The organism is uncultured Barnesiella sp. (assembly GCF_946496565.1).
Taxonomy (GTDB): Bacteria; Bacteroidota; Bacteroidia; order Bacteroidales; family Barnesiellaceae; genus Barnesiella; species Barnesiella merdigallinarum.
Genome location: NZ_CAMMHD010000009.1, coordinates 1 through 13,796, shown reverse-complemented (window position 1 = coordinate 13,796; position 13,796 = coordinate 1). Strand labels below are relative to the sequence as shown.

Genomic DNA, 13,796 nt, shown 5'->3' with positions numbered 1-13,796 from the left:
CTAAGATGGAAAGTAGAAATTTAAGAAAAGAGAGAGTCGGTGTGGTTTCCAGCAACAAGATGGAAAAGACGGTTACCGTGACCGTGAAATGGAAAGAGAAACACCCGATCTATGGTAAATTCGTGAACAAGACGAAGAAATACCATGCTCATGACGAGAAGAACGAATGCAACATCGGTGATACCGTGCGGCTGATGGAGACTCGTCCTTTGAGCAAAACAAAGAGATGGAGAGTAGTAGAAATCATCGAAAGAGCTAAGTAATTATGATACAACAAGAATCAAGACTTACAGTAGCTGATAACAGCGGAGCTAAGGAAGCTCTTTGTATTCGCGTGTTGGGTGGTACCGGCCGTCGCTATGCGTCGGTAGGCGACGTGATTGTCGTAGCGATCAAAAGCGCTATCCCCTCGAGCGATGTGAAAAAAGGCGCCGTATCGAAAGCCATTATCGTGCGCACGAAAAAGGAAATCCGTCGTCAAGACGGCTCGTATATCCGCTTCGACGACAATGCCTGTGTATTGTTGAACAATGCGGGTGAGTTGCGCGGTAGCCGTATCTTTGGCCCGGTAGCCCGTGAGCTGCGTGCCGTAAATATGAAAATCGTGTCGTTGGCACCCGAAGTACTTTAATCGAATAAAGCGAAAGATTAAATGAGCAAGTTACATATCAAAAAGGGAGATACAGTCTATGTAAACGCCGGTGAAGACAAAGGCAAGACCGGTCGTGTACTGAGCGTGTTGGTAAAAGAGCAACGTGCCATCGTAGAAGGTATCAACATGGTATCGAAGAGTACCAAACCCAATGCCAAAAACCCCCAGGGAGGTATAGTGAAGAAAGAAGCTCCTATTCATATTTCGAACTTGAATCCTCTGGATCCGAAGAGCGGAAAAGCTACCCGTATCGGCCGGAAGAAAAATGAAGCAGGCGTTTCAGTACGTTATTCCAAAAAATCAGGAGAGGAGATTAAGTAATGAACAACACCGCAAATCTGAAGAAAGAATATCTTGAAAGAATCGTGCCCGCCTTGCAGAAGGAGTTCAACTACTCGTCGATCATGCAGGTGCCTGTTTTGAAAAAGATCGTGATCAATCAAGGTCTTGGCGAAGCAACGGCCGACAAGAAAATCATCGAAACCGCCATCAACGAGTTGACGGCCATCACCGGTCAGAAAGCAGTGGCAACCCTCTCGCGCAAGGATATCTCGAATTTCAAGCTGCGTAAGAAGATGCCCATCGGTGTGATGGTAACCCTCCGTCACGAGCGCATGTACGAGTTCCTGGAGCGTCTGGTACGCGTGTCTCTTCCCCGTATCCGCGACTTCAAAGGTATCGAAAGCAAACTCGATGGACGAGGCAACTACACCCTCGGAATTCAGGAGCAAATCATTTTCCCTGAAATAAATATCGATAGTATTACCAAAATTATGGGAATGAATATTACCTTTGTAACCTCAGCCAAAACCGACGAGGAAGGGTATGCTCTTCTCAAAGCATTTGGCTTACCTTTTAAAAACGCAAAAAAAGACTAAGATATGGCAAAAGAATCGATGAAAGCTCGTGAAGTGAAGAGAGCCAAGCTGGTTGCCAAATATGCCGAAAAGAAAAAACAACTCAAGGCAGAAGGCAATTACGAGGCCCTTCAACTGCTGCCGAAAAACGCATCGCGTGTACGTCTGCACAACCGTTGCAAGATCACCGGTCGTCCCAAAGGATACATCCGTCAGTTTGGGATTTCCCGTATACAATTCCGCGAAATGGCTTCGGCAGGTCTTATCCCGGGTGTAAAGAAAGCAAGCTGGTAATTATTTTTAGTGTTAAATATTGTCCGGAGACTCCGGATCAATTTAAACAAATTTTTATATGACAGATCCAATAGCAGATTATCTGACAAGATTGAGAAACGCCATCAAAGCTCATCACAGAGTAGTTGAAGTGCCTTCCTCGAGATTGAAAAAAGAAATCACGAAAATCCTTTTTGAAAAAGGCTACATTCTCAATTACAAGTTTGTAGAAGACGGTCCCCGAGGCACCATCAAGATTGCCTTGAAGTACGACCCCGTAAACAAAGTGAGCGCAATCCAAAAGCTGATTCGTGTATCGAGTCCGGGTTTGCGCCGTTATACCGGCTACAAAGACATGCCGCGTGTATTGAACGGTTTGGGTATTGCAATTCTCTCCACCTCGAAAGGCGTGATGACCAACAAAGAGGCCAGCGACCTGAAGATCGGCGGTGAGGTATTATGTTACATTTACTAATTAAAAGGAGGTATATATTATGTCAAGAATAGGAAAATTGCCCATAGTAGTACCCGCCGGAGTTACCGTTACTATCTCCGGAAATGAGGTAAAGGTAAAAGGACCCAAAGGGGAGCTGTCGCAGACCGTATCGCCCGAAATTAAAGTTGAAATGGTAGACGGGGCTATCCACGTGACCCGGCCTAATGATGAGAAACAAACCCGTGCCCTCCACGGTCTCTACCGTGCTCTTATCCACAACATGGTGGTAGGTGTTTCCGAAGGGTATAAGAAAGAGATGGAACTGGTGGGCGTAGGCTACCGTGCCCAAAGCCAAGGCCAGGTGCTCGAGCTCTCGCTGGGCTACTCGCACGCCATCTTCTTGAGACTTCCTGCCGAAATCAAGGTAGAAGCCAAATCGGAGAGAAACAAAAACCCGTTGATTATTCTCGAATCGTGCGACAAGCAACTGATCGGCCAGGTATGTGCCAAGATTCGTTCGCTGCGCAAGCCCGAACCTTACAAGGGTAAAGGTATCAAGTTCGTTGGCGAGGTAATCCGTAGAAAATCGGGTAAATCGGCAGGTGCCAAATAATCATTAAACAGGTATTATCATGACAACGAAGATAGAAAGAAGACTCAAAATCAAAACCCGCATACGCGGTAAAGTTTCCGGCACGGCCGAGCGTCCCCGTATGACGGTGTTTAGAAGCAATAAGCAAATATATGTGCAATTGGTCGATGACCTCACCGGCAGAACTCTTGCCGCCGCCTCGTCCAGAGGCATGGAAGCCGCTCCCAAAAAAGAGATGGCTGCCAAGGTAGGTGAAGCTATCGCCAAGAAAGCACAGGAAGCCGGTATTACCACGGTTGTATTTGACCGCAACGGTTACCTGTATCATGGGAGAGTAAAAGAATTAGCTGATGCTGCCCGCAACGGTGGCCTTAAATTTTAATCGTCATGACAGGAAAAATAAATAGAGTAAAATCGACAAACGACATCGAGTTGAAAGACCGTCTGGTTGCCATCAACCGTGTAACGAAAGTAACCAAAGGTGGCCGTACGTTCAGCTTCTCGGCTATTGTCGTAGTGGGCAACGAAGCCGGTATCGTAGGCTGGGGCCTGGGTAAAGCGAGCGAGGTAACTACCGCAATCGCCAAAGGTGTGGAAGCTGCCAAGAAGAACCTGGTGAAAGTACCGGTTCTCAAAGGTACCATCCCCCACGATCAGCTGGCCAAATTCGGCGGTGCCCTCGTATATATCAAACCTGCTTCTCCGGGTACCGGAGTAAAGGCCGGTGGTGCCATGCGTGCCGTGCTTGAGAGCGTAGGTATTACCGACGTGCTGGCCAAATCGAAAGGTTCGTCCAACCCCCACAACCTGGTGAAAGCCACGATTGCTGCCTTGTGCGAACTGAGAGATGCGGCTACCGTAGCTCAAAACAGAGGTATCTCTGTAGAAAAAGTCTTTAAAGGTTAATACGGAGGAGAAGCAATGGAAAAGATAAAGATCAAACAAGTAAAGAGCCGCATCAACTGCCCCGCTGTACAGAAGAAGACACTTGATGCACTGGGCTTGAGAAAACTCAACCATGTCGTAGAACACGACGCTACCCCCCAAATCCTGGGTATGGTAGAGAAGGTAAAACACCTGGTGAAAGTAGTTGAGTAATTTTATCCATCGATTAAAAAAAAGTAACAATATGGACTTGAGTAATTTAAAACCCGCCGAAGGGTCAACCAAAACAAGAAAGAGAATCGGTCGCGGACCGGGTTCGGGTTTGGGTGGAACTTCTACCAGAGGTCATAAAGGAGCAAAGTCGCGTTCGGGTTACAAACGCAAAATCGGTTTCGAGGGTGGTCAGATGCCTCTCCAACGCCGTGTTCCGAAATTTGGCTTCAAGAATATAAATCGTGTAGAATACAAAGGCATCAACCTCGAGGCTCTGCAATCGCTGGCCGATAGCCAGAAATTGGAGAAGATCGACATCGAAACACTTGTGGCTGCCGGATTTATTTCTTCGAATCAGTTAGTGAAAATTCTTGGTAAAGGTGCTCTTACGGCCAAATTGGAAGTTTGCGCTCACGCATTCTCCAAAACTGCCGAAGCTGCTATCGTTGCCGCAGGTGGAACAGTAGTCAAACTCTAATACAATGAGAGCAATAGAAACTATAAAAAACATTTGGAAAATCGAAGACCTCCGCAAACGTATCATCACCACTATCCTGCTGGTGCTGGTATACCGCGTGGGGTCATACGTCGTGCTTCCGGGTATCGATCCTGCCAATCTGGATGCCTTGCGCAACCAGACGAGCAAGGGTCTGATGCAGTTGCTCGATATGTTTTCGGGAGGTGCATTCTCCAACGCTTCGATTTTTGCCTTGGGAATTATGCCTTATATCACCGCCTCGATTGTGATTCAATTGCTGGGTATGGTGATGCCCTCGTTCCAGAAGCTGCAACGCGAAGGCGAGAGCGGTCGTACGAAACTTAACCAATACACCCGCTATTTGACCGTTATCATTCTGCTCCTGCAAGGTCCCGCCTACTTGGTGAACCTGAAAGTACAGATGGGTTCGGCCTTATTCCCCTCCGGTTGGTTGTTTATAGTTTCTTCTACAATCGTGCTTGCTGCCGGTAGTATGTTTATCATGTGGCTGGGCGAACGTATCACCGACAAAGGTATCGGTAACGGTATTTCGTTTATCATCCTGGTCGGTATCATCGCCCGTCTGCCGCTGGCTTTCGCCGCCGAGTTTACCAGCCGTCTGGCTTCGAAACAAGGTGGTTTGGTGATGTTCCTGGTCGAGATCGTCTTCCTGCTGGCCGTTATCGCCGCAGCAATTCTGCTCGTACAAGGCACCCGGAAAGTCCCCGTACAATACGCCAAACGTATTGTGGGTAACAAACAGTACGGCGGCGCTCGCCAGTATATCCCCTTGAAGGTCAACACGGCCGGTGTGATGCCTATCATCTTTGCCCAGGCCATCATGTTTATCCCCATCACCATTGCCGGGTTCAGCGTGACCAACGCAAGTTCGTTCTGGCAATCGTTCATGTCGATGACGGGATTCTGGTATAACTTCGTGTTTGCATTCCTTATCATCGTCTTCACCTACTTCTATACGGCAATCACCGTGCAACCCACGCAGATGGCCGAGGATATGAAACGCAACAACGGCTTTATTCCCGGTGTGAAACCCGGTAAGAAGACTGCCGACTACCTCGACTCGATCATGTCGAGAATCACGTTGCCCGGTTCTATCTTCCTGGCTATCGTGGCTATCATGCCGGCCTTTGCCCAGATTTGCGGTGTAAGCGCCGAGTTCTCTCAGTTCTTCGGCGGAACGTCGCTGCTCATTCTGGTAGGTGTAGTGTTGGATACTTTGCAACAAATCGAAAGCCATTTGATGATGCGCCATTACGACGGTCTGATGAAATCGGGCCGCATTAAAGGTCGTAGCGGAGCTTATTAAAACAAGGAGTATAGATAATGATTTATCTTAAAACAGACGAAGAGATAGAGTTGATGCGGGAGAGTAATCTCTTGGTGGGCATGACCCTGGGCGAAATGGCCAAGTGGGTAGCCCCCGGGATTACCACCCTCCGGCTCGACAAGATAGCCGAGGAGTTCATTCGGGATCACGGGGCCGAACCCGGGTTCCTGGGTTACGCCGGCTATCCCAACTCTCTTTGCATCTCGGTCAACGAGGTAATTGTACACGGCATTCCCAACAGCTACGCCCTGCGCGAGGGCGACATCGTGTCGATCGACTGCGGCGTAGTGAAAAACGGCTTCAACGGCGATTCGGCCTATACCTTCTGTGTAGGTGAGGTTGCCCCCGAAGTGAAACAGCTGCTCAAGACCACCAAAGAGTCGCTCTATCTGGGTATCGAGCATGCTGTCGAGGGAAAACGCATAGGCGATATAGGCCATGCCATTCAAACCTATTGCGAAGCTCGTGGTTATTCTGTAGTGAGGGAGTTGTGCGGACACGGTGTAGGCAAGCACCTGCACGAAGAGCCCAATGTCCCCAATTACGGACGTCCCGGTACCGGCCCGCTGCTCAAGAACGGCATGTGTATTGCCATCGAGCCCATGATCAACCTGGGTTCACGCAATATCGTCATCGAGCGCGACGGTTGGACCACCCGCACACGCGATCGCAAACCCGCTGCTCACTTCGAGCACACGATAGCAATCAAAGGAGGGAAGGCCGATATACTCTCTTCGTTTGAATATGTAGAGCAAGTTTTAGGAGACAAATCAATTTAACTATAATTTATGGCGAAGCAAGCTGCAATAGAACAAGATGGTGTAATCGTGGAGGCATTGTCGAATGCCATGTTCCGCGTAGAGTTGGAAAACGGGCATGAGATAACCGCCCATATCTCGGGAAAGATGCGTATGCACTTCATCAAGATACTCCCGGGTGATAAGGTGCGGATCGAAATGTCGCCCTATGATTTGACCAAAGGAAGAATTGCTTTTAGATATAAATAAAAAACAACAATATGAAAGTAAGAGCATCATTGAAAAAACGTACGCCCGATAGCAAGATCGTGAGAAGACACGGCCGTTTGTACGTAATTAACAAGAAAAATCCTAAGTATAAACAACGTCAAGGATAAATTTATTATTATTTTTGCAAATTAAAAGATTCTAATATATGGCAATAAGAATTGTTGGTGTAGACCTGCCGCAAAATAAGAGAGGAGAGATCGCCTTGACCTATATCTATGGTATCGGTCGTAGCGCGGCTAATTCCATTTTGAGTAAAGCCGGCATTGACAAAGACATCAAAGTGAAAGATTGGACCGACGACCAGTCGGCAAAAGTACGTGAAATCATCAGTACCGAGTATAAGGTGGAGGGTGACCTTCGTACCGAAATACAGCTGAACATCAAACGTCTGATGGACATCGGTTGCTACCGGGGTATCCGTCACCGTATCGGTTTGCCTGTGAGAGGCCAGAGCACCAAGAACAACGCTCGTACGCGTAAAGGTAAAAAGAAAACCGTTGCAAATAAGAAAAAAGCTACTAAATAATAAGTAAGTATGGCAAAAAAAACAGTCGCAGCAAAGAAGAGGGTTGTAAAGGTTGATGCCGTTGGCCAGGCCCATATCCATTCTTCGTTCAACAACATTATTGTAACACTTGCCAACAGCGAAGGTCAGGTGATTTCGTGGTCGTCGGCAGGTAAAATGGGCTTCAGAGGCTCTAAGAAAAATACTCCTTACGCCGCTCAAATGGCCGCACAAGATTGTGCAAAAGTGGCTTATGACCTGGGCTTGAGGAAAGTGAAAGCCTATGTAAAAGGCCCCGGAAACGGTCGTGAATCGGCTGTAAGAACTATTCATGGCGCTGGTATCGAAGTAACCGAGATTATCGATGTAACTCCGCTGCCGCACAATGGTTGTCGTCCTCCTAAGAGAAGAAGAGTTTAATTTTTCTTTATTTGTAAACAGAGAATCCCGAACAGTGAATAAGATTGCATAATAATCCTCTCTGCAATCGCGGCTGCACTCTTCTCGGTTCGCAATATTTAATAATTAAAAAATTTTAGAAATGGCAAGATATACCGGACCTAGAACAAAAATCGCTCGTAAATTTGGCGAAGCTATTTTTGGCCCCGATAAAGTTCTTACGAAAAAGAACTATCCCCCGGGACAACACGGCATCAACAAGAGAAGAAAAACTTCCGAGTATGGCGTTCAGCTTCGTGAAAAGCAAAAAGCCAAATACACTTACGGTGTATTGGAAAAACAATTTAGAAACCTCTTCGAGAAGGCTTCTCGTACCAAAGGTGTGAAGGGTGAAGTGCTCCTTCAACTGCTCGAAGCTCGTCTCGACAACGTGGTATTCCGTTTGGGCATCGCCCCCACGCGTGCCGCTGCCCGTCAGCTCGTGCTGCACCGTCACATTGTTGTCGACGGCAAAGTGGTGAATATCCCGTCGTATTCGGTAAAACCGGGTCAAGTAGTTGGCGTTCGTGAGAAAGCCAAATCGCTCGAGGTTATAGCCGATGCACTTGCTGGATTCAATCACAGCAAATATCCTTGGTTAGAGTGGGACGAGAGCTTGAAGAGCGGTAAATTGTTGCATTTGCCCGAAAGAGCCGATATCCCTGAAAACATTAAAGAACAGTTGATCGTTGAGTTGTATTCTAAACAATAATTGATTCCATGGCGATATTAGCATTTCAAAAACCCGATAAAGTATTAATGCTGGAAGCGGACAATTTTTTCGGTAAATTCGAATTTCGTCCGTTGGAGCCCGGCTACGGTGTTACCGTGGGTAACGCCTTGCGCCGTATCCTCCTTTCCTCGCTTGAAGGTTTTGCGATTACGTCGATTCGTATCGATGGCGTAAAGCATGAGTTTTCTACGATTCCCGGTGTGATCGAGGACGTGACAAACGTGATTCTGAATCTCAAAAAGGTTCGTTTCAAACAGGTCGTTGAAGAAATCGAGAATGAAAAAGTAACCATTACTGTTTCGGGTACGGACGTGTTCAAGGCAGGTGACATCGGTAAATCGCTTACCGGTTTCGAAGTTTTGAACCCCGATTTGGTTATTTGCCATTTGGATTCAAGCGCAAGTTTTCAAATAGATATCACCATCAACAAAGGCCGTGGCTATGTTCCCGCCGATGAGAACCGCAACCCCGCCGACGATGTGAATGTAATTCCTATCGATTCGATCTATACCCCGATTCGGAATGTGAAATATTCTGTTGAAAATTTCCGCGTAGAACAGAAAACGGACTACGAAAAACTGATTCTTGAGATTACAACCGATGGTTCCATTCACCCCAAAGAGGCGTTGAAAGAGGCTGCCAAAATCTTGATTTACCACTTCATGTTGTTCTCTGACGAGAAAATCACGCTCGAGACCAACGATGCCGATGGTAATGAAGAGTTCGACGAGGAAGTATTGCACATGCGCCAGTTGCTCAAAACCAAACTGGTCGACATGGACTTGTCGGTACGCGCCCTCAACTGCTTGAAGTCGGCCGATGTCGAGACCCTTGGCGATCTGGTGGTATTCAACAAAACCGATTTGTTGAAGTTCCGCAACTTCGGTAAGAAATCGCTCACCGAGCTCGATGAGCTCTTGGCCAACTTGAACCTTTCGTTCGGAATGGATATCTCGAAATATAAATTAGATAAAGAGTAAAACGATGAGACATAATAAGAAATTCAACCACTTGGGTCGTACCAAAGCTCACCGCGACGCTATGTTGTCCAATATGGCTACTTCTTTGATTCTCCACAAAAGAATCTTCACCACGTTGGCCAAAGCCAAAGCGCTGAGAATGTATGTCGAGCCCCTGATCAATCGTGCCAAAGAAGATACTACCGCTTCGCGTCGTGTAGTATTCCGCTACTTGCAGAGCAAACAGGCTGTTACCGAACTGTTCAAAGAGATTTCGGTTAAGATTGCCGACCGTCCCGGAGGATATACCCGTATCTTGAAAACGGGCAACCGTTTGGGCGACAACGCCGTTACTTGTATGATCGAGCTCGTTGACTACAACGAAAACATGCTCAAAGAGAAAGCCGCTAAGAAAGCAACTCGTACCCGTCGTTCGAAAAAGAGCGCCGCTCCTGCTGCTGCCGAGGCTGCTGCTCCCGCTGCTGAAGCTCCTGCAACTCCGGCCGCCGAGGCCCCTGCTGCCGAGGAAAAAGCTGCAGAATAAGAGGATCGATTTATTGCTATATAGTAAAAAGCTCTCCGAGTGTTCGGGGGGCTTTTTATTTTTCTGTCGGGGTGGTAGTGCTTGTCCGGGAAACGGCTGTAGAGATAGGGGCAGACAGTCTTGTCGGGTTTGGGGAGAGGCTGTTGTATAGGATTATTTGGCGGTCATTCGACGGTTGTATGGGGCATTTGCCTACGTTTGGGTGGCGGCTTTGGGGTGATTGGTCTTACGGATATAGGACTAAAACAAGGGCTGTACCACCCCGACGTAACGGTTCGGCAGGTACAGCCCTTTGTGGCGGAATCGGTCTCCCTCACGGAGACCGATTGCAATCGATTATTTCACGATTACCTTTTGCGTAGTTTGTCCCACACGGGCTATGTAGATGCCCGGTGTCAACGGCAGGCGATATTCGGGAGCCGCTATCGTCTGCTGGGTCACGAGGTGGCCGTCGATGGTAAATACCTCCACGCGCTCGTGGGTGGCTCCGGCGATGATTATCTCGCCTTGGCCGCCGGCGATGAATACCGAGGCCGATGTGGCTGTTTCGATAGCACTGGCGCCATAGTTGTCGATGCGCAGGTTGTCGATAAAGATATAGGGATAGAGTGCGTGGAGCGAGGTAAACTCCAGTTGTATGGTCTGGCTTTTGTAAGCCTCGAGCGAAGCCTCTACCTTCAGCCATCCCTCTTGGTCGCCGAGGTCGCAAATCTGGAACGATTTTACCTCCTGTACAGTTCCGTTGGCGATTGCAGAAACCCTCAACGTATTGATGTCGCGATCTTCACCATCTACGATATTGTAGGTATAGAAGGTAAGTGTCGGAGTTTCGAGACCGCTCAAGTCTATTTTGCCGGTTACGAAGGTAGCCGAGTCTTGCAGGTAGGAGCCCTCCGAGCCGAAAAAGCCGTTGTCGCCATCTCGCGATTCGATGCCCGTTTCGTTGGTAAATCCTTTCCAGGTGGCCAGATTGTCGCTGTAAAGCCCTATGATAGTAGCCGGTGTTCCGTTGGCAAATGATTCGACGAACGGGGTTGCATAGGCCGGACCGAGAGGCAGCAACGGGGAGTTCATGAAGTCTGAGATACCGCCTCGGGTCTCGGCTACGAGGGCATATTGCACAAACGATTGTGTCGACACGTCGTCGGTCGCCTGGAAGGTATAGGAGTCGCCGGTAATACCGTCGAACAGGAGTGTGGCCAGGCCGTCGCCGCCGTAGATGCGGTAGGTCACGAAGGCCGGGTCGAGTGTGTTGTTGCGGATGTCGGTGGTAACGGGTGTCCATTTCAGAATCACCTCACCCGGTTTGCTCCCTTCGGTCAGGCTGATTCCGGTGGGATTGGAGGGTTCCAGCACTCCTACGAAGGCGCTTGTTTCGATGGCGGGACTTTCGCCCGAACCGTTCACGGCAATGGCCGAGTAGGTGTAGCGCGAGCATTCGGGCACTTCGTCGACATAGGTAAGTTCTGCTCCGGGAGCCGGGGAGTCAAAGGTGTGTATGAGGCTGTCGTTGCGCATGAGGCGAACACTCTCGAGGCTCTCGAGGGCATCGCCGTTCAGGTCGAGGGTGGGGGCGGTGAGGGCGATGTCGGCCTTTAACTCACCATTGGTGCGGGTAGTTGCTGTCAAGTCCGACGGAGCAGCCGGAGCCGAGGCCCCTTTGGCTTCGCCCACACTCAGGTTTTTCAGACTGATCGAGAGCATATCGGCATCGCTGCACCCGTGTATGCCGATATAGTAGGTACCGCTTTCGCTCGGTGAGAGGGTGCCGCTGTAACTCTTGTAGACGGTGTGTGCGACCTGCATTTTTTCGATGATGGTCTCGGTCATGGATTCGGGAGTATTCTCTTTGCCATACATCACCTCAAAGCTCTCGTTGTAAGAGCCGTTTCCGGTCATTACTTCAATCGAGAAGTTGTAGATTTTTCCCCCTTCGAGGGCCAGAGCCGGGGTTATCAGCCAGTCATTCATGGCCTCATTCGAGTTGTACGAGATTTGAACCGATCCCAGATAGGGGCCCCAGGTTACTCCGTCGTTGTTTACATCGACAATGGTGTAGTCGTTTACGAAAGCATCGTTAGCGAAACTCTCCGCGTAGGGCGGTGTTATTGGTTCGGTTGCGGCTTGCGGTTGAGCAACTGTTGCCAGCGAGAAGGTAGCACATAGCAAAAGTGTAGAAATTTTCATGCGATGAATTTTCATACAGTTTACGGTTTAAGGGTTAGTATTAAGATATTTTGGTTTAGTGTATAATGGATTTGAAGCCTATCTGCACATCTTTTCTACAAATGTATATACATGCAGCGCCAAACGGTTTTGTCGTATAGTTAATAATTATTAAACAGTCCTCCTCCGATAGGGAAAAGTAGAGTAAGGAATGTTCTGTATAAATCACCAATTAAATCAAATGGATATGGAAAAGATTGCAAACATTCAAGCTCGGGAGATTCTCGATTCACGAGGTAACCCCACGGTCGAGGTCGATGTAGTGCTCGATTCGGGTGTTAGAGGCCGTGCCGCTGTTCCTTCGGGCGCATCGACCGGGGCACATGAGGCCCTCGAATTGCGCGACGGCGATAAATCGCGCTATGGTGGAAAAGGTGTGCAGAAGGCTGTGCATCATGTCAACGATGTGATTGCAAAAGCTCTCAAAGGGGCCGACCCTTTCGAGCAGAGTCGTATCGACCGGCAGCTGATCGACCTCGACGGTACCCCCTCGAAGTCGAAGCTGGGAGCCAATGCCATCCTGGGTGTCTCCCTGGCTGTGGCCAAAGCGGCTGCCGCTCAATTGGGTATCCCTCTGTATCGTTATATCGGTGGGGCCGATACCTATGTGATGCCCGTCCCCATGATGAATATCATCAACGGCGGCTCGCATTCCGATGCTCCTATTGCTTTTCAAGAGTTTATGATTCGTCCCGTAGGGGCATCCTCTTTTAAGGAGGGGTTGCGCATGGGGGCCGAGGTGTTCCAGGCCTTGAAGAAGGTGCTGCATGGCAAAGGGTTGAGTACCGCCGTGGGCGACGAAGGAGGCTTTGCCCCTGCCTTGCCGGGTACCGAGGCTGCCATCGAGACCATACTCGATGCCGTGAACCAGGCCGGCTATATGCCGGGGCGCGATGTGCGCATTGCTCTCGACTGTGCGTCGTCCGAGTTTTATGTCGATGGATTCTACGACTATACGCGTTTCGAGGGACCCGGAGGTGTCAAGCGCACGACTCAACAGCAGGCCGAATACCTGCAAGACCTTATCATGCGCTATCCTATCGACTCGATCGAGGACGGCATGAGCGAAGACGATTGGGAAGGTTGGCGTCTCCTCACCGATTTGATTGGCGACAAGTGTCAGCTCGTAGGCGACGACCTCTTTGTGACCAATGTCGACTACCTGGCCGAGGGTATTCGCAAGCATTGCGCCAACTCCATATTGGTAAAATTTAATCAGATAGGCACCCTTACCGAGACGCTTCGGGCCGTACAGTTGGCGCAGCGCAACGGGTACACGGCTGTCATCTCGCACCGTTCGGGCGAGACCGAAGATGCCACTATTGCCGATATTGCCGTAGCGACCAATGCCGGGCAGATAAAAACCGGGTCGCTCAGCCGTTCCGACCGCATGGCCAAATACAATCAACTGCTCCGTATCGAGGAGGAGCTGGGTAGCGTAGCCCAATATGGTTATAAAACGATTGTCTAATTCCGCTCTGTTTTCGTTCCGGGGAGGCAGGCTTTTGGCATAGTCGCAAAAAATCGCGAAAAAAAGTTTGTTTGTAACGGAGTGAAAATGGGTGAGTTGAGAGAAAAGTATGTTTTATAGCATAAAAAAGTCGTCAAAAAATTTGGAGGGAATATATA

At 49.0% G+C, this 13,796-nt stretch carries 22 protein-coding genes; 21 read left to right on the top strand and 1 reads right to left on the bottom strand.

The window, feature by feature from the left end; translation table 11 throughout:
* Nucleotides 1-5: 5 nt before the first annotated feature.
* From rpsQ to rplQ, 20 genes are all read left to right on the top strand, one after another.
* Nucleotides 6-263 (top strand): 30S ribosomal protein S17, encoded by a 258-nt coding sequence (gene rpsQ / locus Q1K76_RS06200; RefSeq protein WP_087408026.1) that lies wholly within the window; start codon nucleotides 6-8, stop codon nucleotides 261-263.
* A 2-nt stretch (nucleotides 264-265) separates the two neighbouring features.
* Nucleotides 266-631, top strand: a complete 366-nt coding sequence (gene rplN, locus Q1K76_RS06195) for a 50S ribosomal protein L14 (RefSeq protein WP_008862849.1) — start codon at nucleotides 266-268, stop codon at nucleotides 629-631.
* Nucleotides 632-652: 21 nt separating this feature from the next.
* Nucleotides 653-973: a 50S ribosomal protein L24 gene (gene rplX / locus Q1K76_RS06190; protein WP_025278746.1), complete on the top strand. Its 321-nt coding sequence runs from the start codon at nucleotides 653-655 to the stop codon at nucleotides 971-973.
* Nucleotides 973-1,530 (top strand): 50S ribosomal protein L5, encoded by a 558-nt coding sequence (gene rplE / locus Q1K76_RS06185; RefSeq protein WP_025278747.1) that lies wholly within the window; start codon nucleotides 973-975, stop codon nucleotides 1,528-1,530. The genes rplX and rplE overlap by 1 nt, the downstream gene beginning before the upstream one ends.
* Nucleotides 1,531-1,533: 3 nt before the next feature.
* The gene (gene rpsN / locus Q1K76_RS06180; RefSeq protein ID WP_008862846.1) at nucleotides 1,534-1,803 is read left to right on the top strand and encodes a 30S ribosomal protein S14; all 270 of its coding nucleotides are present in this window, start codon (nucleotides 1,534-1,536) and stop codon (nucleotides 1,801-1,803) included.
* A gap of 58 nt (nucleotides 1,804-1,861) precedes the next feature.
* Nucleotides 1,862-2,257, top strand: a complete 396-nt coding sequence (gene rpsH, locus Q1K76_RS06175) for a 30S ribosomal protein S8 (RefSeq protein WP_087408027.1) — start codon at nucleotides 1,862-1,864, stop codon at nucleotides 2,255-2,257.
* Nucleotides 2,258-2,276: 19 nt separating this feature from the next.
* Nucleotides 2,277-2,831 (top strand): 50S ribosomal protein L6, encoded by a 555-nt coding sequence (gene rplF, locus Q1K76_RS06170; RefSeq protein ID WP_025278749.1) that lies wholly within the window; start codon nucleotides 2,277-2,279, stop codon nucleotides 2,829-2,831.
* A 19-nt stretch (nucleotides 2,832-2,850) separates the two neighbouring features.
* Nucleotides 2,851-3,192, top strand: a complete 342-nt coding sequence (rplR, locus tag Q1K76_RS06165; protein WP_087408028.1) for a 50S ribosomal protein L18 — start codon at nucleotides 2,851-2,853, stop codon at nucleotides 3,190-3,192.
* A gap of 5 nt (nucleotides 3,193-3,197) precedes the next feature.
* Nucleotides 3,198-3,716, top strand: a complete 519-nt coding sequence (gene rpsE, locus Q1K76_RS06160; RefSeq protein WP_025278751.1) for a 30S ribosomal protein S5 — start codon at nucleotides 3,198-3,200, stop codon at nucleotides 3,714-3,716.
* 15 nt (nucleotides 3,717-3,731) lie between these two features.
* A complete protein-coding gene (gene rpmD / locus Q1K76_RS06155; protein ID WP_025278752.1) occupies nucleotides 3,732-3,908 on the top strand; it encodes a 50S ribosomal protein L30 in 177 nt (58 codons plus the stop codon).
* Nucleotides 3,909-3,939: 31 nt separating this feature from the next.
* Complete coding sequence (gene rplO / locus Q1K76_RS06150; protein ID WP_087408029.1) at nucleotides 3,940-4,386, top strand: 50S ribosomal protein L15; 447 nt, start codon at nucleotides 3,940-3,942, stop codon at nucleotides 4,384-4,386.
* Between the two features lie 4 nt (nucleotides 4,387-4,390).
* A complete protein-coding gene (secY, locus tag Q1K76_RS06145; RefSeq protein WP_087408030.1) occupies nucleotides 4,391-5,713 on the top strand; it encodes a preprotein translocase subunit SecY in 1,323 nt (440 codons plus the stop codon).
* A 17-nt stretch (nucleotides 5,714-5,730) separates the two neighbouring features.
* Nucleotides 5,731-6,513, top strand: coding sequence for a type I methionyl aminopeptidase (gene map / locus Q1K76_RS06140; RefSeq protein WP_258326810.1), 783 nt, complete (start codon nucleotides 5,731-5,733; stop codon nucleotides 6,511-6,513).
* A 9-nt stretch (nucleotides 6,514-6,522) separates the two neighbouring features.
* Nucleotides 6,523-6,741, top strand: a complete 219-nt coding sequence (gene infA, locus Q1K76_RS06135; protein ID WP_025278756.1) for a translation initiation factor IF-1 — start codon at nucleotides 6,523-6,525, stop codon at nucleotides 6,739-6,741.
* Between the two features lie 11 nt (nucleotides 6,742-6,752).
* Nucleotides 6,753-6,869 (top strand): type B 50S ribosomal protein L36, encoded by a 117-nt coding sequence (ykgO, locus tag Q1K76_RS06130; RefSeq protein WP_008862836.1) that lies wholly within the window; start codon nucleotides 6,753-6,755, stop codon nucleotides 6,867-6,869.
* 38 nt (nucleotides 6,870-6,907) lie between these two features.
* The gene (gene rpsM / locus Q1K76_RS06125; RefSeq protein ID WP_087408032.1) at nucleotides 6,908-7,288 is read left to right on the top strand and encodes a 30S ribosomal protein S13; all 381 of its coding nucleotides are present in this window, start codon (nucleotides 6,908-6,910) and stop codon (nucleotides 7,286-7,288) included.
* A gap of 9 nt (nucleotides 7,289-7,297) precedes the next feature.
* Nucleotides 7,298-7,687, top strand: a complete 390-nt coding sequence (rpsK, locus tag Q1K76_RS06120) for a 30S ribosomal protein S11 (protein WP_087408033.1) — start codon at nucleotides 7,298-7,300, stop codon at nucleotides 7,685-7,687.
* A gap of 121 nt (nucleotides 7,688-7,808) precedes the next feature.
* Nucleotides 7,809-8,417, top strand: a complete 609-nt coding sequence (rpsD, locus tag Q1K76_RS06115) for a 30S ribosomal protein S4 (RefSeq protein ID WP_087408034.1) — start codon at nucleotides 7,809-7,811, stop codon at nucleotides 8,415-8,417.
* A gap of 8 nt (nucleotides 8,418-8,425) precedes the next feature.
* On the top strand, nucleotides 8,426-9,418 hold the full coding sequence (locus tag Q1K76_RS06110) for a DNA-directed RNA polymerase subunit alpha (protein ID WP_087408035.1): 993 nt from the start codon (nucleotides 8,426-8,428) through the stop codon (nucleotides 9,416-9,418).
* Nucleotides 9,419-9,422: 4 nt separating this feature from the next.
* The gene (gene rplQ, locus Q1K76_RS06105) at nucleotides 9,423-9,941 is read left to right on the top strand and encodes a 50S ribosomal protein L17 (RefSeq protein WP_087408036.1); all 519 of its coding nucleotides are present in this window, start codon (nucleotides 9,423-9,425) and stop codon (nucleotides 9,939-9,941) included.
* 336 nt (nucleotides 9,942-10,277) lie between these two features.
* Here the strand turns inward: rplQ and Q1K76_RS06100 are convergent, their stop codons facing one another.
* Nucleotides 10,278-12,143, bottom strand: a complete 1,866-nt coding sequence (locus Q1K76_RS06100; RefSeq protein WP_300131867.1) for a choice-of-anchor J domain-containing protein — start codon at nucleotides 12,141-12,143, stop codon at nucleotides 10,278-10,280.
* Between the two features lie 211 nt (nucleotides 12,144-12,354).
* Here Q1K76_RS06100 and eno point away from each other — a divergent pair, with 211 nt between their 5' ends.
* Complete coding sequence (gene eno, locus Q1K76_RS06095; RefSeq protein WP_300131865.1) at nucleotides 12,355-13,638, top strand: phosphopyruvate hydratase; 1,284 nt, start codon at nucleotides 12,355-12,357, stop codon at nucleotides 13,636-13,638.
* Nucleotides 13,639-13,796 lie beyond the last annotated feature (158 nt).